16 protein-coding genes and 1 pseudogene are annotated in these 17,122 nt (G+C 63.9%); 8 read left to right on the forward strand and 9 right to left on the reverse strand.

Features of this window, described 5'->3' with window-relative positions; all coding sequences use genetic code 11:
• Window positions 1-5 precede the first annotated feature (5 nt).
• Complete coding sequence (locus RFN28_RS06015) at window positions 6-494, forward strand: SRPBCC family protein (RefSeq protein WP_320286459.1); 489 nt, start codon at window positions 6-8, stop codon at window positions 492-494.
• Between the two features lie 7 nt (window positions 495-501).
• Here the strand turns inward: RFN28_RS06015 and RFN28_RS06020 are convergent, their stop codons facing one another.
• From RFN28_RS06020 to RFN28_RS06035, 4 genes are all read right to left on the reverse strand, one after another.
• Complete coding sequence (locus RFN28_RS06020) at window positions 502-1,524, reverse strand: acyltransferase family protein (protein ID WP_320286460.1); 1,023 nt, start codon at window positions 1,522-1,524, stop codon at window positions 502-504.
• A 204-nt stretch (window positions 1,525-1,728) separates the two neighbouring features.
• Entirely contained in the window at window positions 1,729-2,529 is an 801-nt protein-coding gene (locus RFN28_RS06025) for an FAD binding domain-containing protein (protein ID WP_320286461.1), read from the reverse strand.
• A 111-nt stretch (window positions 2,530-2,640) separates the two neighbouring features.
• Window positions 2,641-4,989, reverse strand: coding sequence for a xanthine dehydrogenase family protein molybdopterin-binding subunit (locus RFN28_RS06030; protein WP_320286462.1), 2,349 nt, complete (start codon window positions 4,987-4,989; stop codon window positions 2,641-2,643).
• Between the two features lie 108 nt (window positions 4,990-5,097).
• Window positions 5,098-5,598: a (2Fe-2S)-binding protein gene (locus RFN28_RS06035; RefSeq protein WP_320286463.1), complete on the reverse strand. Its 501-nt coding sequence runs from the start codon at window positions 5,596-5,598 to the stop codon at window positions 5,098-5,100.
• Window positions 5,599-5,885: 287 nt separating this feature from the next.
• Between RFN28_RS06035 and RFN28_RS06040 the strand changes: the two genes are divergently transcribed.
• Window positions 5,886-7,055, forward strand: coding sequence for an FIST N-terminal domain-containing protein (locus RFN28_RS06040; RefSeq protein ID WP_320286591.1), 1,170 nt, complete (start codon window positions 5,886-5,888; stop codon window positions 7,053-7,055).
• A gap of 6 nt (window positions 7,056-7,061) precedes the next feature.
• Window positions 7,062-8,402, forward strand: coding sequence for a hybrid sensor histidine kinase/response regulator (locus RFN28_RS06045; RefSeq protein ID WP_320286464.1), 1,341 nt, complete (start codon window positions 7,062-7,064; stop codon window positions 8,400-8,402).
• A gap of 3 nt (window positions 8,403-8,405) precedes the next feature.
• On the opposite strand, the gene RFN28_RS06050 is transcribed toward RFN28_RS06045, so the two are convergent.
• On the reverse strand, window positions 8,406-9,089 hold the full coding sequence (locus tag RFN28_RS06050) for a response regulator (protein WP_320286465.1): 684 nt from the start codon (window positions 9,087-9,089) through the stop codon (window positions 8,406-8,408).
• 205 nt (window positions 9,090-9,294) lie between these two features.
• Here RFN28_RS06050 and RFN28_RS06055 point away from each other — a divergent pair, with 205 nt between their 5' ends.
• Genes RFN28_RS06055 through RFN28_RS06070 form a run of 4 tightly spaced genes read left to right on the forward strand, consistent with a single transcriptional unit; the run spans window position 9,295 to window position 12,205 of the window.
• Window positions 9,295-9,993, forward strand: a complete 699-nt coding sequence (locus RFN28_RS06055) for a fumarylacetoacetate hydrolase family protein (protein WP_320286592.1) — start codon at window positions 9,295-9,297, stop codon at window positions 9,991-9,993.
• Window positions 9,990-10,640: a maleylacetoacetate isomerase gene (maiA, locus tag RFN28_RS06060; protein WP_320286466.1), complete on the forward strand. Its 651-nt coding sequence runs from the start codon at window positions 9,990-9,992 to the stop codon at window positions 10,638-10,640. Before RFN28_RS06055 ends, maiA begins: the two co-directional genes overlap by 4 nt.
• Entirely contained in the window at window positions 10,630-11,109 is a 480-nt protein-coding gene (locus tag RFN28_RS06065) for a DUF4262 domain-containing protein (RefSeq protein WP_320286467.1), read from the forward strand. The genes maiA and RFN28_RS06065 overlap by 11 nt, the downstream gene beginning before the upstream one ends.
• A gap of 55 nt (window positions 11,110-11,164) precedes the next feature.
• Window positions 11,165-12,205, forward strand: coding sequence for a zinc-dependent alcohol dehydrogenase family protein (locus RFN28_RS06070; RefSeq protein WP_320286468.1), 1,041 nt, complete (start codon window positions 11,165-11,167; stop codon window positions 12,203-12,205).
• Window positions 12,206-12,214: 9 nt separating this feature from the next.
• On the opposite strand, the gene RFN28_RS06075 is transcribed toward RFN28_RS06070, so the two are convergent.
• Window positions 12,215-13,078, reverse strand: a complete 864-nt coding sequence (locus RFN28_RS06075; protein ID WP_320286469.1) for a DMT family transporter — start codon at window positions 13,076-13,078, stop codon at window positions 12,215-12,217.
• Between the two features lie 102 nt (window positions 13,079-13,180).
• On the opposite strand from RFN28_RS06075, the gene RFN28_RS06080 reads away from it, so the two are divergent.
• Window positions 13,181-14,617, forward strand: a complete 1,437-nt coding sequence (locus tag RFN28_RS06080; protein ID WP_320286470.1) for an aminotransferase-like domain-containing protein — start codon at window positions 13,181-13,183, stop codon at window positions 14,615-14,617.
• A gap of 13 nt (window positions 14,618-14,630) precedes the next feature.
• On the opposite strand, the gene RFN28_RS06085 is transcribed toward RFN28_RS06080, so the two are convergent.
• From RFN28_RS06085 to RFN28_RS06095, 3 genes and pseudogenes are all read right to left on the reverse strand, one after another.
• Window positions 14,631-15,128 carry a MaoC family dehydratase gene (locus tag RFN28_RS06085; RefSeq protein WP_320264477.1) on the reverse strand — a complete coding sequence of 166 codons (498 nt, stop codon included), beginning with the start codon at window positions 15,126-15,128 and terminating at the stop codon, window positions 14,631-14,633.
• A 188-nt stretch (window positions 15,129-15,316) separates the two neighbouring features.
• Window positions 15,317-15,745, reverse strand: coding sequence for a phasin family protein (locus RFN28_RS06090; protein ID WP_320286471.1), 429 nt, complete (start codon window positions 15,743-15,745; stop codon window positions 15,317-15,319).
• Between the two features lie 67 nt (window positions 15,746-15,812).
• Window positions 15,813-17,107: pseudogene (locus RFN28_RS06095) on the reverse strand (DUF445 domain-containing protein).
• Window positions 17,108-17,122: the final 15 nt, after the last annotated feature.

Consider the following 17,122-nt stretch of genomic DNA (forward strand, 5'->3'; position numbering starts at 1 on the left):
AACACATGCCAAGCAATGTCTTCCGCTTCGACGAGAGCTGGGACATCCCGGAAGCGACGCCTCAGGAAGTATGGGACGTGCTTTCCGATGCCGAGTTGCTGCCGCTCTGGTGGGGCGACGTCTACAAGGAGGTCGAGCCGCTCGACAGGAAGGGCAAGGGTGTCGTCGGCTCGCGGGCGAGAGCCAGGGCGCGAGGCGCCCTGCCCTACGAGCTGAACTTCATCATCGAGGCCGCTGAGCTCGAGCCCGCTCGCCTGGTGGTGGTCAAGACTTTCGGCGATTTCGACGGATTGTGGCGGGCCGAACTGTCGCCATCCGGGACCGGCACGCATGTAAATCTCATCTGGCAGGTCACGGTCGAGAGGCCGATCCTCAAATTCTTCGCGCCGCTGCTAAGGCCGGCGTTCGCGTGGAATCACCGCTGGACCACGCCGCGCGGCGAAGCCGGACTTCGGCGCTATCTCGCCGCGCGGAAGAGTGACAAGGTGGCCTGACCCATCCTCACCAATTGCGGTTGAGCCAGCCGCGTGCGGGTTTTTCAACGATGTAGTAGCTCGCAAGCGCGCAGGCAAAGACCGCGGCCAGCATCGGGATCGGCGCGCCGTCGCGGTCATAGACGAATTTGTAGAAGGGCTGCTGCCAGAGATAGAGCGAATAGGACCACAGCCCGAGCATCACCATCGGCCGCGACGACAGCAATCCGGTCAGATAGCCGCCGGCGAAGTCGAGCGTATTGACGGCAAGCGCAAGCAGCGGCACGCCCAGAAGATAGTGCACCGGCGTCGGCACCGTATCGAGGAAAAGCAGGACCGCGCCCGCGGCCGCAGCCAGTGCCACATGCTGATTCCTGAGGAATGCCGGCAGCCGTCCGTCGGCCTTGAGCATGCAGATCGCGGCCGAAAGCAGAATCGAGGCGATATGCACGTCGGTGCGCCAGTAACTGGTCTCGTAGTCCATGCCGAGAACCCAGTATGAGATGGCGCCGTTTGCCATTGCCAGCAATGACAATGCCACAAGCAGCCGCACGACATTGGCGCGCCCTGATACCACCACGCTGATCAGCGCCAGGATGACATAAGAATGCTCCTCGATGGCGAGCGACCAGATATGGTCGAGCGCGCCGGCGCGGTTAACGAGAATGCCGGCATAGTTGTAGGTGAAGGTCAGTGCCGTCAGTGCCGCCTTCCATTTGAAGGCGATGAAGGTGCTGGCAAGGCCCATCATAGCGGCAATCACGAACACCAGCAGCGCAGGATAGATGCGCGAGAAGCGGCGCTTGAAGAATTTCTTCAGCGGAAAGCGTTCGATGAACAGGATCTCCGCCATCAGCCGTCCGCTGAGCACGAAGAAGAACTCGACACCCAGGACGCCGAGATTGATGCCGGGAACCGGAAAGAAGTGGCCGATCAGAACCAGCGCGATCGACAGACCGCGCCAGCCGTCGAGATAGGCCAGCCTTGTCCGTGCCGTGCGGTCGACGGCGGCCCGTGGCAGGACACCGGCCGTCGCGGAGATGTCGGTCATGCCCGTCCCTTCGCAACTCGAAGCCCCGGCACGGCTAGCCGCACCCGGAACCGCTTCGTTTCCCGCCGCATTTATTTTTCAGTGCGGGATAATCTTGTGCAAGTGCGAAGCTGCGAATTCTCAGGCAATTCCTGCCAAGTGGTTGCGAATACAAAAGAAAAAGGGGCCACGGCGGCCCCTTCCTTTCAGCCAAGCTGAGAGCGTTCAGGCGTTGGCCGCGGCAACGGCGCGCTTCGCCATCACAGCGATCAGATTGGCGCGGTAGTCGGCCGAAGCGTGAATGTCGCTCATCAAGCCATTCGCGGGCACTTTGAGGCCATCCAGCGCCGAGGCGTCGAATTTCTTGGCCAGCGCCGCCTCGATTTCCTTGGAGCGGAAGACGCCATCGTCGCCGGCGCCGGTCACGGCGGCCCTCACCCCGTCCTTGCCCTTGGTCACGAACACGCCGACGATCGCATAGCGCGACGCCGGGTTGCGGAATTTCTGGTAGGCCGCCTTGGCCGGCGCGGTGAAGGTGACAGCGGTGATGATCTCGCCCTCCTTCAGCGCCGTCTCGAACAGTCCCTTGAAGAATTTGTCGGCGGCTATCTCGCGCTTGTTGGTGACGATCGTTGCGCCAAGCGCCAAAAGCGCCGCAGGATAGTCGGCCGCCGGATCGTTGTTGGCGATGGAGCCGCCGATCGTGCCCTTGTGACGCACCGCCGGATCGCCGATCAGGGAGGCCATATGGGCGAGCGCCCGGCAGGCCTTTTTCAGCTTCTCGTCGGTGGAGACATCATAATGTGTCGTTGCCGCGCCGATGGTCACCGTCTTGCCCGACACCTTGACGCCCTGCAGCTCCTTCAGCCGCGACACGTCGACCAGATCGGAAGGTGCGGCAAGCCGCGTCTTCATCGCCGGGATCAGCGTCATGCCGCCGGAAAGCAGCTTGGCATCGCCGCCGCTTTTCAACAGCTTGGCGGCATCGGCGACCGAAGTGGCGCGATGGTAGTTGACTGAGTACATTTGTCTTCCTCCCTTCGGGGAAAGAGCGAATAGAGAGTAGCGAATAGGACCTATCCCTTCGCATCGCGCTTTTCCCCTATTCGCTACTCCCTATTCGCAATTCGCTTCTTTTCAGTGCTTCTTGGCATGGATGGCCGACCACACGGTCGACGGCGATGCCGGCATGGCAATGTCGACGACGCCGAGCGCATCGGTGATGGCGTTGATCACCGCCGGCGGCGAGCCGATCGCGCCGGCCTCGCCGCAGCCCTTGATGCCGAGCGGATTGCCCGGGCACGGCGTGTTCGAGGTCGAGACCTTGAACGACGGCAGGTCGTCGGCGCGCGGCATGGTGTAATCCATGTAGCTCGCCGTCAGCAACTGCCCGCTCGCGTCATAATGCGCGCCTTCCAGCAGCGCCTGGCCGACGCCTTGCGCGATGCCGCCATGCACCTGCCCCTCGACGATCATCGGATTGATGATGTTGCCGAAATCGTCCGCCGCAACGAACTGGATGATTTCAGTGAGGCCCGTCTCCGGATCGATCTCGACCTCGCAGATGTAGCAGCCTGCCGGGAAAGTGAAGTTGGACGGATCGTAGAAGGCCGTCTCCTTCAGGCCCGGCTCCATGCCGGCCGGCAAATTGTGGGCGGTATAGGCGGCAAGCGCCACCTGGAACCAGGGCAGGCTCTTGTCGGTGCCGGCGACCTTGACCTCGCCATTCTCGATGACGATGTCGCCTTCATCCGCTTCGAGCAGATGGGCCGCGATCTTCTTGGCCTTGGCCTCGACCTTGTCGAGCGCCTTGACGAGCGCCGACAAGCCGACGGCGCCGGAGCGTGAGCCGTAGGTGCCCATGCCCATCTGCACCTTGTCGGTGTCGCCATGGACGATCGAGACCGAATCGATCGGCACGCCGAAGCGTTGGTTGACCACTTGCGCGAACGTCGTCTCATGACCTTGACCGTGGCTGTGAGAGCCGGTCAGCACCTCGATCGTGCCGACGGCGTTGACGCGCACCTCGGCCGATTCCCAAAGGCCGACGCCGGCGCCGAGCGAGCCGACCGCCGCCGACGGCGCGATGCCGCAGGCCTCAATATAGCAGCTCATGCCGATGCCGCGCAGCTTGCCGCGCTTGGCGGCGTCCGCCTTGCGCTTGGTGAAGCCGGCATAGTCGGCTGCCTTCATCGCCGCGTCGAGCGAAGCGTTATAGTCGCCTGCGTCATAGTTCATGATCACCGGCGTCTGGTGCGGGAAGGACGTGATGAAGTTCTTGCGCCGCAACTCGGCGGGCGTCACGCCGAGCTCGCGCGCGGCCGTCTCCATCGTGCGCTCCAGGAGGTAGGTGGCTTCCGGCCGCCCTGCCCCGCGATAGGCATCGACGGGGGCGGTGTTGGTGTAGACGGTGCGCACATTGGCGTGGATGGCCGGGATGTTGTACTGGCCCGACAGCAGCGTGGCATAGAGGTAGGTCGGCACGCAGGACGAGAACAGCGACATGTAGGCGCCAAGATTGGCTATCGTGTCGACCTTGAGGCCGGTGATCCTGTTGTCCTTGTCGAAGGCCATCTCCACGGTCGAGACATGGTCGCGGCCATGCGCATCGGAGAGGAAGCTCTCTGTGCGGTCGGCCACCCATTTGACGGGCACACCAGTCTTCTTCGACGCCCACAGGCAGACGATCTCTTCCGGATAGATGTAGATCTTGGAACCGAAGCCGCCGCCGACATCGGGTGCGATCACCCTGAGCTTGTTTTCCGGTGCGACATTGTAGAAGGCGCTCATCACCAGCCGCGAGACATGCGGGTTCTGCGACGTCGTCCAGCAGGTATAGTGGTCCTCGGCCTTGTCGTAATGGCCAAGTGCGGCCCGCGGCTCCATGGCGTTCGGCACAAGGCGGTTGTTGACGATCTTCATGCGCGTGACATGCGCCGCCGACTTGATCGCGGCATCGACCGCCTTGCCGTCGCCGATCTCCCAGTCGAAGATCAGGTTGTTCTCGGCCTCCGCATGGATCTGCGGCGCGCCCGGCTGAAGCGCCTTGGTGGCGTCGACCACGGCCTTCAGTTCCTTATAGGTGATATCGACCGCTTCCGCCGCGTCGCGCGCCTGGCCCTTGGTATCTGCAATGACGATGACGACCGCGTCTCCGACATAACGCACCTTGTCGACGGCGAGCGGCGACCAGGCGCCCATCTTCATCGGCGAGCCGTCCTTGGAATGGATCATCCAACCGCAGATCAGGTTGCCGATGCCGTCGGCCTTGAGCTCCTTGCCGGTCAGCACGCCGACGACGCCGGGCATGCCTTGAGCCTTCTTCACATCGATCTTCTTGATCTGCGCATGCGCGTGCGGGCTGCGCACGAACACGGCATGCTTCATGCCGGGAACCACCATGTCGTCGACATAGCGGCCGCCGCCGGTGATGAACCTCTTGTCTTCCTTGCGCGCCACGCGAGCGCCGACACCTTCGATACCCATTAGAAATTCCTCCGGAATTAGGGGAGTAGGGCAGTAGGGGAGTAAGGGAGTAGGGAATTAAGTGCCAAGTGGCTTACTCCCTTACTCCCCTATTCCCTTACTCCCCTATCAAGCAGCTTGCTTCGCCTTGCCCTTCGATCCCTTCGCCATCGCTTGCGATGCGGCGAGGATCGCTTTCACGATGTTGTGGTAGCCGGTGCAGCGGCAGATGTTGCCGTCGAGCTCGGCGCGCACGGTGGCCTCGTCAAGGCCTTCCGGATGGCGCGAGATCATGTCGGTCGCCGTCATGATCATGCCCGGCGTGCAGAAGCCGCACTGCAGCCCGTGATGTTCCTTGAACGCCGCCTGCACCGGATGCAGGTCGGCGCCGCTTGCGAGCCCCTCGATGGTGACGATGGTCGAGCCCGAAGCCTGGGCGGCCAGCATCGAGCAGGATTTCACCGCTCTGCCGTCGACAAGCACGACGCAGGCGCCGCACTGCGAGGTGTCGCAGCCGACATGTGTTCCCGTGAGACCGAGATGTTCGCGTAAGAAATGCACCAGCAGCGTTCGGTCTTCGGCGCTCCCGCTCACCCGCTTCCCATTCACTGTCAACGACACTTCCGACATGCAACCTCCCCTGGGTATAACCTTGGTCCATCGCGTTGCCGATGCCGTGCTTGTGCTTCGGCAGTGCGTTATTTCCACACCGTACAACGGGCAAAACAGCGCTGCCAGCGCTCCTCCCATTGTACTTTCGGACATGGCAAGAGCGCCTGTGCGGCGCAGCAACCGGCCCATTGCCAAAACCGGAATTGAGGGCAAAGATGCCTTAGACGCGCGCGTGCCCGACACGCATATAAAGACACGCAAAGACACGCAAAAACAAGCGTCGGAGGAAAGCAGGAGGAAGGCAGCTGGCCAATTCCAGCACGCGCTACGCATGCGGCCTCTCGGCGCTCACCACCGATGAGCCCGACCCAGATGCCTTTGCCCAGGCCATCGCGGCCGAAGCCGCGGCCGTCGACGCCGGCTTTGCGTTGCTGTTCTTCTCCCAAAGCCTCGTCGACGCTTCGGCACTGGCGCATGCGCTGCAGCGGCATGCGCCTTCGCTTGCCTATGCCGGCTGCTCGACCGCAGGCGAGATCACGCCGCAAGGGCTCGAGGAAGGCCATGTCCTCGCGCTGCTTTTGCCAAACGCATCGTTTTCGACCGCCAGCACCATGGTCGAGAACCTCTCCTCCTCCGGAATGGACAGGATCACCGGCGAGGTCGCCTCGCTGAGGCGCCTGCTGCGCGGCCGCGCCGGCGATGAGCGGGCGAAGAGCGTGTTCGCGCTCTGCTTCATCGATGGGCTGTCCTATGCCGAGGAAGCGGTCACCTCGGCTATCCACTGGGGGCTGGATGACATTCCGCTGATTGGCGGCTCGGCGGGCGACGACCTGAAATTCGAAACGACAAGGCTGATCTCGAACGGCAAGGTCGCTTCCGACAGCGCCATCGTCGTGCTGATCGCGACCGAGATCCCCTTCCATGTCTTCAAGACCGACAATTTCATTCCCACCGACGAGAAGCTGGTGGTGACGGCGTCCGATCCCAACCATCGGATCGTGCGCGAATTCAACGCCACCAACGCCGCGGAGGAATACGCCGCCGCCGTCGGCATGGTGCCGCAGGCGCTGACACCGCTGAGCTTCGCATCCCACCCTGTCGTGGTGAAGGTTGGTGGCGAATATTATTGCCGCTCGATCCAGCGCATGCATGCCGACGGCTCGCTGTCCTTCTTCTGCGCCATCGACGACGGCGTCGTTTTGTCCATCGCTCAGCCCAAGAACTTGGTCGAGGCTACGCGTGCCGCCCTGCTGGATGTCGAGCGCAAGCTCGGCGGTATCGACATGGTGCTCGGCTTCGACTGCGTGCTGCGCCGGCTCGACGCGCGCAACCGCCAGGTCTTCCGCGACATTTCCGAGCTTTACCGGACCAGCAACGTCATCGGTTTCGGCACCTATGGCGAGCAGTACCGCTCGATGCATCTCAACCAGACCTTCACCGGCATCGCCTTCGGTGAGCGTCGAGCGGCCGAGTGAACTGCCATGCCGCTTCGTGATATCGACGACATCGAGAAGCTGAAGAAGATCAACGCCGCTCTCGTCAGCCGCGTCGAACGCTCGATGGACCAGCAGGTCAACGCCTTCTCTTTGTTCCAGACCGCGATCTCGCTGGAGAACCAGGTGCGCACCCGCACCGAGGAGTTGCATACGACACTGCGCCGTCTCGAGCGGTCGAACATCGAACTCAGCGCGGCAAAGGAAAACGCCGAGCTGGCGAATCTTTCCAAGACCAGGTTCCTCGCCGCCGCCAGCCACGACGTGCTGCAGCCGCTCAACGCCGCGCACCTGTCGGTCTCGGCGCTCGCCGAAGTGCAGACCAGCGAGGAAGGCAAGAAGCTGGTCCGGCAGGTCGAGCGCTCGCTGGAGACGATGGAAGATCTGCTGCGCACGCTGCTCGACATCTCCAAGCTCGACGCCGGCGTGGTGCAGCCGGAAATCGGCGATGTCAGCCTGGAGGCGCTGTTTTCCTCATTGCGCTCGGATTTCCTGCCTGAGGCGCAGAAGAAGGGTCTGTCGCTGAAATTCCGACCGGTCAATGTCGTCGTGCGCTCCGATCGCACGCTGCTGCGCCGCATCCTGCAGAACATCCTGTCCAACGCGCTGCGCTACACCCGCTCCGGCGGCGTTCTGGTCGGCACCAGGCATAGGGGCGACACCATCCGCATCGATGTCGCCGACACCGGCTGCGGCATCCCCGACGACCAGCGCGAGGCGGTTTTCGAGGAGTTCCATCGCGGCATCTCGGCCCTTGTCGACGGAGGGCTGGCCGGCGGACTGGGCCTCGGCCTGGCGATCGTGCGCCGCATGGCGGCGGCACTCGGCCACCCCGTCACCTTCTCCTCGAAGGTCGGGCGCGGCACCATCTTCCATATCGACGTGCCGATTGGCATCGGCGCCGCTGCCGAGCCGGCCGCAAGCGCCGCCGAAATGGAGCGGCCGCGCGGCTACGGCCTCTTCGGCACCAAGGTGCTGCTGGTCGAGAACGACGCCGACGTGCTGAGCGCCATGACCTCGCTGCTCGAGCGCTGGCAGTGCCTGGTACGCGCCGCCACCTCGACCGACGACGCTCTCGACCTGATCAGCGACACCGACTGGGTACCCGACATCGTCATCGCCGACCAGCATCTCGACGGCGGCGACCTCGGCACCGCAACGATAGCCGAAGTCCGTGAGTATCTCGGCCGGCCCGTGCCTGCCCTGATCGTCACCGCCGACGGCTCCGAGCTCGTCGCCAAAGCCGCCCGCGCCGCCGGCATCGAGCTGATGCGCAAGCCGCTAAAGCCTGCGCAACTGCGGGCGCTGTTGGCGCATTTGCTGGCTTAGAACTCAAAACCCCGTCTGATCCCTGAACAGCTCCGCATTGTCCAGCTTCGAGACCTCGATCACCGCCTGGGTGCGGCTGTAGACGTTGAGCTTGCGCAGGATTTCCGAGACATGCGCCTTGACGGTGGTCTCGCCCACCTGCAGTTCATAGGCTATCTGCTTGTTCAGCATGCCCTGGCGCAGCATCTGCAAGACCCTCAGTTGCTGCGGCGTCAGTGTGGCCAGACGCTGCACCATGTCGGCGCGGTCGGTGCTGTCGGGGTCCGACGGCTGGCCTTCGTAATTTTCCGGCACGTAGACCGCGCCGTCCATCACCGAGCGGATCGCGGCGGCGAGGTCGCCTTTCCTTGCCGATTTCGGGATGAAGCCGGCGGCGCCGTAGGACAGTGCCTCGGAGATGATCTTGGGTTCCTCATAGCCCGAGACGATCACCACCGGCAGGCGCGGATAACGGGTCCTGAGCTGCAGCAGCCCTTCGAAACCGTGCACATCGGGCATGCTGAGATCGAGCAGGGCGAGGTCGAACGGTTTTGCATCGGCCAGAAGATCGATCGCTTCCGCGATCGAGCGCGCCTCGACGGTGTCGACATCCGGGTAGGCCATCTGCACGGCGCTGTGCAGCGCCTCGCGAAACAGCGGGTGATCGTCGATGATCAGGAAGCGGGCGCGATCGCTGACGGCGGTCATTGCATAAGTTCGGGCATCGGTTCGGTTTCGTCGGGCACAGGATAGTCCCGTGACCATGGCTAGATTATTGCCAAATAGTACATCGCCTGAAAGTCGCGTTGTCGGCAAAACGACAGGGCCAATAGTTTCCAAGGCTTAATACCTTGCCCGCCTGATCAAATCGGCCGAAGGTACGGACGGATTCATGACAACGCAGAGAATGCCGATGACCGACTTCGTCCTCCCGCCGCCAGCAATCGCATCGGTTGCCGTCGCCGGCGCGGCGGAGCGGTTTGCCGTGCGCCGCATCTTCTGCGTCGGCCGCAACTACGCAGCGCACGCGCGCGAGCTCGGCAATGACGAGCGTGACCCGCCCTTCTTCTTCACCAAGCCGGCCGATGCGGTGGTCGACAGCGGCGCCGAGATCCCCTACCCGCCTTTGACCGCCAATCTCCACCACGAGATCGAGCTGGTGGTGGCGATCGGCAGGGCCGGTTTTCGCATCCCTCGCGCAGACGCCCTTGCCCATGTCTGGGGCTACAGCGTCGGCGTCGACTTGACCCGCCGCGACCTGCAGGACCAGGCCAAGAAGGAGGCCCGCCCCTGGGACTGGTCGAAGGCTTTCGACCGTTCCGCGCCCTGCGGTCCGCTGGTGCCGGTCGCGAAGTCAGGTCATCCCGAAAAGGGCCGCATCTGGCTCGCGGTCAATGGAGAGGTCAGGCAGGACGGCGACCTCGCCGAGCTGATCTGGCCGGTTGCCGATGTCGTCTCGATCTGCAGCGAGGCGGTCGAGCTCCGGCCCGGCGACCTGATCTTCACCGGCACGCCGGCCGGCGTGGGCGCCGTCCAACCAGGCGACAGGATTACCGGCGGTGTCGATGGCATCGGCACCGTCGAGGTGACCATCGGGCAGCCGAAGCGATGAGCAACCTCGTCCTCCACAACTACTATCGCTCCTCCACCTCCTACCGGGTGCGGATCGCGCTGGAGATGAAGGGGTTGAGCTACACCTATGTGCCGCATCACCTGCGCCATGGCGAGCATCTCGAGCCCGCCTATCTCGCGGTCAATCCGCAAGGGCTGGTGCCGGCGCTGGTGCTCGACGACGGCACGCTTTTGACCCAGTCGCTGGCGATCATCGAATATCTCGACGAGACCGTGCCGGAGCCGCCGCTGCTGCCGAAGGATGCGCTGGGTCGCGCCCGCGTCAGGATGCTGGCGCAGATGATTGCCTGCGACATCCATCCGGTGAACAATTTGCGCGTGCTCACCTCGCTGCGAACTTTGTTCGGCGCCGGCGACGAGGATGTCGTCAACTGGTTCCGGCACTGGGTGAACGAAGGCTTCCAGCCGCTTGAAAAGCTTCTGGCTTCGTCGCCTGGGACCGGCACATTCTGCCATGGCGACACGCCCGGCCTGGCCGACATCTGCCTCGCCGCCCAGGTCACCAACAACGCCCGCTTCGGCGTCGACATGGCGCCCTACCCGGAGATCTCGCGCATCCACGCCGCCTGCATGGCGCTGCCGGCGTTTCAGAGGGCGGCACCGCAGAACCAGATCGATGCCGAATAGAAAAGCCACAGACCCGGACGAAGCCAAGACGCTCGCCGACATCGAAGAGTATGGCTGCCACGTCCTTTATGTGTTGGAGGAGGACGAGCATCCGCCATTCGCTTACGCAGTGGGGATAGAGCACAATTTCAAGGTACCTGAGTTGGTGGTCATCGGATTGAAGCCGGAGCTTTCGCAGACGATCATCAATGAGTATTGCCGACGGGTGCGGAGCGGCGAAAGCTTCAGCGTCGGAGAGCGAGCGTCCGGTTTCCTGGGCGGTGGCTTCGACTGCCAATTCGGCGCCGTCCATCGGGATCACTATCCCGAATATTTCGGTTGGGACATATGGTTCTACTACGGTCCGGATTTTCGGGTTATGCAACTCGTGTTTCCGACAACCTCCGGCATTTGGCCTTGGGATGCCGAAGCCGATGAGTGGTTTCGTAGGCGGCAACCGCTGCTCGACCAACCACCATCGCCAACTTAGCTTCGGACCATTCAAACCCGCACTGCCCTTTGAACCGAAATATGAAAGCACTTCCATGAAAGCTGTCGTCTTCGAGAAATTCGGCGAGGCGCCGACGATCCAGACCGTGCCCGATCCGAAGCCGGCGGCGGACGGCGTCGTCATCAAGGTCGAGGCGACCGGCCTTTGCCGCAGCGATTGGCATGGCTGGATGGGCCATGATGACGGCATCACGCTGCCGCATGTCCCCGGCCACGAGCTGGCGGGCGTCGTCGTCGCCGCCGGCAAGCAGGTGAGCCGCTGGAAGGCCGGCGACCGCGTCACCGTGCCCTTCGCCGTCGGCTGCGGCCGCTGCTTCGAATGCAACTCCGGCAATCATCAGGTCTGCGAGCATCAGACCCAGCCGGGCTTCACCGGCTGGGGTTCCTTCGCCGAATATGTCGGCATCGAGCATGCCGATACCAATCTCGTGCGCCTGCCCGACGGGATGGAATTCGCCACCGCCGCCAGCCTCGGCTGCCGTTTCGTCACCTCGTTCCGCGCCATCGTCGACCAGGGCCGGGTGACGCCGGGCGAATGGGTGGCGGTGCATGGCTGCGGCGGCGTCGGCCTGTCGGCGATCATGATCGCCAGCGCCATGGGCGCCAATGTCATCGCCGTCGACCTGACCGACGAGAAGCTGGAATTTGCGAAAAAGATCGGCGCGGTAGCGACGATCAACGCCTCGACGACGCCGAACGTGGTCAAGGCGGTCAAGCAGATTACCAATGGCGGCGCGCATATGTCGATGGACGCGCTCGGCCATCCGACGACATGCTTCAACTCGATCGCCAACCTACGCCGGCGCGGCCGCCACGTTCAGGTCGGGCTGATGCTGGGCGAGCATGCCCGCCCGCAGCTGCCGATGGACAAGGTCATCGCCTTCGAGCTCGAAATCCTCGGCAGCCACGGCATGCAGGCCTACCGCTATTCCGCGATGATGGAGATGATCCGCACCGGCAAGCTGAAGCCAGAGCTCCTGGTCGGCAAAAGGATCAGCCTCGAGGAGGCGCCTGTCGCGCTGATGGCGATGGGCGGTTTCGAAGGCGTCGGCATCGGCGTGGTGACGAAGTTCTGAGTAGGAAGTCTACCTAGCGAACTTCTTCGCCCCGAACACGCAGGCCACGACGCCCAGCGTGACGCCCACCATCAGCAGGCTGACCCGCTCGTGCAGCAGGCTCGCCGCCAGCGCCAGGCCGAAGAAGGGCTGCAGCAGTTGCAATTGCCCGACGGCGGCGATGCCGCCTTGCGCCAGGCCGCGGTACCAGAACACGAAGCCGATCAGCATGCTGAACAGCGAGACATAGGCGAGGCCGATCCATGCGCCGGGGCCGACGCTGGCGAAGGATGGCGGCAGCGTCGCAAAACTCAGCGCCAGCATGACCGGCAGCGACAGCGCCAGCGCCCAGCAGATCACCTGCCAGCCACCGAGCTTGCGCGACAGCGCCGCACCCTCGGCGTAGCCCAGCCCGCAGGCGATAATCGCAGCCAGCATCAAGCCGTCGCCGACCGGCGATGCGGTCACGCCTTGCGTCAGAGCAAAACCCGCGACGAGCGCGCTGCCCAGGCATGAAAACAGCCAGAAGGCGGGGGGCGGACGATCGCCGCCGCGCAGCACGCCGAAGATGGCAGTCGCCAGCGGCAGCAGGCCGACGAAGATGATGGAATGCGCCGCGGTGACGTGTTTCAACGCCAGCGCCGTCAGCAGGGGAAAGCCGACCACGACGCCCAGCGCGACGACGACGAGCGAAACCAGGTCCCCGGGACCCGGGCGCTTCTCGCGGAACAGGAACAGCATCGCAAAGCCGAGCAGTCCGGCAATCGCCGCCCGGGCCGACGTCAGGAAGGTCGGGTCGAAATCCACCACCGCCACGCGCGTCGCCGGCAGCGAGCCGCTGAAGATCAGCACGCCGATGAAGCCGTTCAGCCAGCCGTTGAAACTCTTGTCCATCATCCGCTCCGTTTGCGCTTCCGTACCGGTGCGGCGCATGGCATTGCCAGAGACAGTGGAGTACAATTCCGCAAAACTGTAATGGCCTTCAGGGAAGTACAGATGGACACACCCGACCCGAATGCAGGCGGCGGAACGCTCGTCGAAACCGTCATGGCGGCCATCCGGCAGCGAATCGCCGCGCGCATCCTGACGCCCGGCGCGCGCCTGCCGTCTATCCGCGCCTTCGCCGGCACGATGCAGGTGTCGAAGTCGACCGTGGTCGAGGCTTATGAGCGGCTCGCCGCCGAAGGCACGATCCGCTCGCGGCCCGGTTCCGGCTTCTATGCCGCCGGACCGCTGGCGCCGCTGTCGCTGGCCGAGATCGGCCCGCGACTCGACCGCGCCGTCGATCCGCTCTGGGTCTCGCGCCAGGCGCTGGAGGCGGGCGGCGACATGCTGAAACCCGGCTGCGGCTGGCTGCCGGCCTCCTGGATGCCGCAGGCGGCCTTGCGCCGCGCCTTGCGGGGAGCAGCAAGAACTGACGATGCGACGCTTGCCGACTACGGCACGCCGCTCGGGCTGCCGGCGCTGCGGCAGGTGCTTGCCCGCCGCCTGTCGGCGCACGGCGTCGAGGCTTCACCCGACCAGATCATGCTCACCGAATCCGGAACGCAGGCCATCGACCTTTTATGTCGCTTCCTGCTCGAGCCCGGCGATACCGTCCTGGTCGACGACCCCTGCTACTTCAACTTCCATGCGCTGCTGCGCGCCCATCGGGCGAAGGTCGTCGGTGTCCCTATGACGCCGTCGGGCCCCGATATCGATCTGTTTGCGCAGGCGCTCGCCGAGCATCGGCCACGCCTCTACATCACCAACTCGGCGCTCCACAACCCGACCGGCGCGGTACTCTCGCCAGTCGTGGCGCATCGGCTGTTAAAGCTCGCCGATCAATCGGATCTCGCCATTGTCGAGGACGATATCTTCGCCGATTTCGAGCACACGCCGGCACCGCGACTGGCGGCCTTCGATGGCCGCGGCCGCGTCGTCCAGATCGGCTCCTTCTCCAAGACGCTATCGGCCTCAGTGCGCTGCGGCTTCATCGCGGCGCCGCGCGACTGGACGGATGGGCTGACCGATCTCAAGATTGCCACGACTTTCGGCGGCGGACGCTTGTCTTCGGAACTTGTGTTGACGCTTTTGAAGGACGGCAGCTACCGCAAGCATGTCGAGCAGTTGCGCGCCCGCCTGTCGCGCGCCATGGCCGAGACCGCGGGCAGGCTGAAGGCAACGGGCATCATGCCCTGGATCGATCAGCCGGCCGGCATGTTCCTGTGGTGCCGCCTGCCCGACGGTATCGACGCCGCCGATGTCGCCCGCCATGCGCTGGCGGACAATGTCGTGTTGGCTCCCGGTAATGCCTTCAGCCTGTCGCATAGCGCCGGCCGTTTCATGCGCTTCAACGTCGCCCAATGCGCCGACGAGCGCATCTTCAGGGTGCTTGAGAGAGCAATGGGGGCGTCGCGCCGCAAAGGTGCGTCGCAGGCCGGCCTTAGCTGAATATCGGCGGACCCTAAGCGCCTGCCCGCTTGCGGCGCTCGTACATCATCACCAGCGTCTCGGCGGTCAGCGCTGGCTTCTGCTCGCCTTCGATCTCTACGGTGTTCGCCGCCTTCATCAGATACTGGCCGGGGCCGCGATCCTCCATGGAAAGCAGCGTCGTGCGCAGCCTGATGCGCGCGCCGGATTTCACCGGCGCCAGGAAGCGCACCTTGTCGAAGCCATAATTGAAGGCGGCCTGCGTGTTTTCCGGCACGATGCCCATCTCCAGCGCCAGCGCGCCGATGATCGACAGCGTGAGATACCCGTGCGCGATCGTGGTGCGGAACGGGCTCTGCCGTTTGGCGCGCTCGGGATCGACATGGATCCATTGATGGTCGCCCGTGCATTCGGCGAACTGGTCGATGCGCTGCTGGTCGACCGTCGTCCAATCCGACACACCGACCTCCTGGCCGGCCATTGTGCGCAACTGTTCGAAGGTCGGCGGCGTTCTCGGCCGATTTTCCGTCATTCCAGCTTTCCCGGTGGCTTCTGCCAATCTCCCGACCATGAACCGGCGGCCCCTGTCAATTCGCGGCCCCGCGATTTCACTCGTAGGGTTGACGGTTTTGCGGTGAACTGAGAACGCGCAGCCACACGAACCGGTTGCTCAGGAGCGCGAACCCGATCCGGAAAAACCGAATAGCTACGCCGGCTCGTTCACTTTCCGTCGTAGCCGGCGCGGATTTCCGCCATCGCGTCCTTGATCCTGTCGCGCAGGATTTCCATCGATTCGGTGCCGGACTTCCTGACGATCTCCGCCACCTCGCCGGCATTCTTCAGCGTTGTCTCGAAGGATTTCCGGGCGAATTCCACCTGCTTCGTCATCATCTCCTGCGGATTGCCCGGAGCCTGGTAGCTCTGCGCCATTCGGGTGATTTCGCCCAGCGCCTCCTGCACCATCTCGTGCTGCCTCGACAGAACCGAGGACGCGCCGGCTGCACTTGTCCTGGCCGACTTTTCGAGCGCCTCGAGATTCTTGCGGTGATGATCAAGGATCGCCTGGACATCGACCTTCGGCAGCTTCAGGTCGCGGCCGAACCTGTTGAACATGTCCAGGAAAGAGTCGGATTCCGGTCGTCTTGCCATGTCATTGCCTCCCGATCTGCCGCGTCTGCGGCACCCTCAAGGGAGAATAGTGCGCGCCCGGCCCGCGTCAATTGAGGAGAAACAGTCGTTCCGCCATGTAGAGCACCAGACCGGCCAGGCCGCCGATCACCATGCCGTTGAAGCGGATATACTGCAGGTCCTTGCCGATGTTTACCTCGATCAGCCGCGTCAGCTGCGCAAGGTCCCAACGCTTGACCTGGTCGGCGATGAATTTGGACACGCCGCTCTTCTGGCTCTCGACGAAGGAGGCGAGTGCCATGACGAACCCCTTGTTCATGTCGGCCCTGACCTGCGCATCGCTGGCCAGATCCCGGCCAACCGCGACGAACATGTTGGCAAGGTGCTCGCGGATCATCGAATTGGGCGCGCCGGCGTCCTGCTCGATGAACAGGCGCAGGCTTGCCCATGTGTCGCCGGCCAGCGCCCTGATTTCTGGACGGCCAAGGAAATCGCGCTTCAGCTTTTCGGCGCGTCTTGCATATTGCTTGGAGGTCCGCAGCCTCTCGATAAATGCCAGCGCGAAACGGTCGAATTCGGCGCGCATCGGGTGGTCGGGGTCGGCCCGCACCTCCTCCAGCAGCGATCCGGCGGAAGCGACGATCTTCTTCAACAGATAGGCGTCGGCGCGGAAGAGGTTGAACAGCGAGGGCAATTCCTCGCGAATCTTCTCGCGCATCGTCGCCAGCGCCTTCTCGTCGTTCAGAAAACGCCCGACCACCCTGATGAACTCGTCGAACAGTCTTTGATGGCGGCGATCGTCGGTCAGCGCCGACAAAAGCTCCGCTGCAAGCGGCGCCAGCGGCACCTTCTCGATCTGCTCCAGCATGCGGCTGGTGACGAAGTCGCGCAGCCCGGACTGCTCCACGGCGGTGAGTGTCTGCGGCACCAGCCGGGCGACGAATCGCGACAGCCCGGCGGCGCGTTCTGCATCGACCAGCCAGTCGGCGACCAAAGCGGCAAAGTCGACCTCGGCGAGCTTTTCCCGCACCGGCTCCGGCGCCAGGAAATTGGCCTCGATGAAGCGACCGAGATTGTCCGCTATGCGGTGCTGGTTCTCAGGGATGATGGCTGTGTGCGGGATCGGCAGGCCGAGCGGCCGCCTGAACAGCGCAACGACGGCATACCAGTCGGCAAGGCCGCCGATGGTCGCCGCCTCGGCAAAGGCTGCGACGAAGCCGAGCCACGGATAAGCACCTTCAAAGGATTTGGCGAGCGCGAAGACAAGGATGCACAGGGCGAGCGCAGCGGCCGCGATCCACTTGGTTCGCCGCAGTGCCGAGAGCTTTGCCTGCGCATCGGGTCGAATCGGACCGGCGCGAGGGCTTGAGCTGATTGTGACATGGAAAGGCCGGTTTC

This window comes from Mesorhizobium album (assembly GCF_033977205.1).
Lineage (GTDB): Bacteria > Pseudomonadota > Alphaproteobacteria > Rhizobiales > Rhizobiaceae > Mesorhizobium > Mesorhizobium album.

What these genes read in the sequence shown, in the direction of transcription:
- RFN28_RS06015 (WP_320286459.1), top strand. Translation starts at nt 6, where the DNA reads ATGCCAAGCAATGTCTTCCGCTTCGACGAGAGCTGGGACATCCCGGAA.
- RFN28_RS06020 (WP_320286460.1), bottom strand. Translation starts at nt 1,524, where the DNA reads ATGACCGACATCTCCGCGACGGCCGGTGTCCTGCCACGGGCCGCCGTC.
- RFN28_RS06025 (WP_320286461.1), bottom strand. Translation starts at nt 2,529, where the DNA reads ATGTACTCAGTCAACTACCATCGCGCCACTTCGGTCGCCGATGCCGCC.
- RFN28_RS06030 (WP_320286462.1), bottom strand. Translation starts at nt 4,989, where the DNA reads ATGGGTATCGAAGGTGTCGGCGCTCGCGTGGCGCGCAAGGAAGACAAG.
- RFN28_RS06035 (WP_320286463.1), bottom strand. Translation starts at nt 5,598, where the DNA reads ATGTCGGAAGTGTCGTTGACAGTGAATGGGAAGCGGGTGAGCGGGAGC.
- RFN28_RS06045 (WP_320286464.1), top strand. Translation starts at nt 7,062, where the DNA reads ATGCCGCTTCGTGATATCGACGACATCGAGAAGCTGAAGAAGATCAAC.
- RFN28_RS06050 (WP_320286465.1), bottom strand. Translation starts at nt 9,089, where the DNA reads ATGACCGCCGTCAGCGATCGCGCCCGCTTCCTGATCATCGACGATCAC.
- RFN28_RS06055 (WP_320286592.1), top strand. Translation starts at nt 9,295, where the DNA reads ATGACCGACTTCGTCCTCCCGCCGCCAGCAATCGCATCGGTTGCCGTC.
- maiA (WP_320286466.1), top strand. Translation starts at nt 9,990, where the DNA reads ATGAGCAACCTCGTCCTCCACAACTACTATCGCTCCTCCACCTCCTAC.
- RFN28_RS06065 (WP_320286467.1), top strand. Translation starts at nt 10,630, where the DNA reads ATGCCGAATAGAAAAGCCACAGACCCGGACGAAGCCAAGACGCTCGCC.
- RFN28_RS06070 (WP_320286468.1), top strand. Translation starts at nt 11,165, where the DNA reads ATGAAAGCTGTCGTCTTCGAGAAATTCGGCGAGGCGCCGACGATCCAG.
- RFN28_RS06075 (WP_320286469.1), bottom strand. Translation starts at nt 13,078, where the DNA reads ATGGACAAGAGTTTCAACGGCTGGCTGAACGGCTTCATCGGCGTGCTG.
- RFN28_RS06080 (WP_320286470.1), top strand. Translation starts at nt 13,181, where the DNA reads ATGGACACACCCGACCCGAATGCAGGCGGCGGAACGCTCGTCGAAACC.
- RFN28_RS06085 (WP_320264477.1), bottom strand. Translation starts at nt 15,128, where the DNA reads ATGACGGAAAATCGGCCGAGAACGCCGCCGACCTTCGAACAGTTGCGC.
- RFN28_RS06090 (WP_320286471.1), bottom strand. Translation starts at nt 15,745, where the DNA reads ATGGCAAGACGACCGGAATCCGACTCTTTCCTGGACATGTTCAACAGG.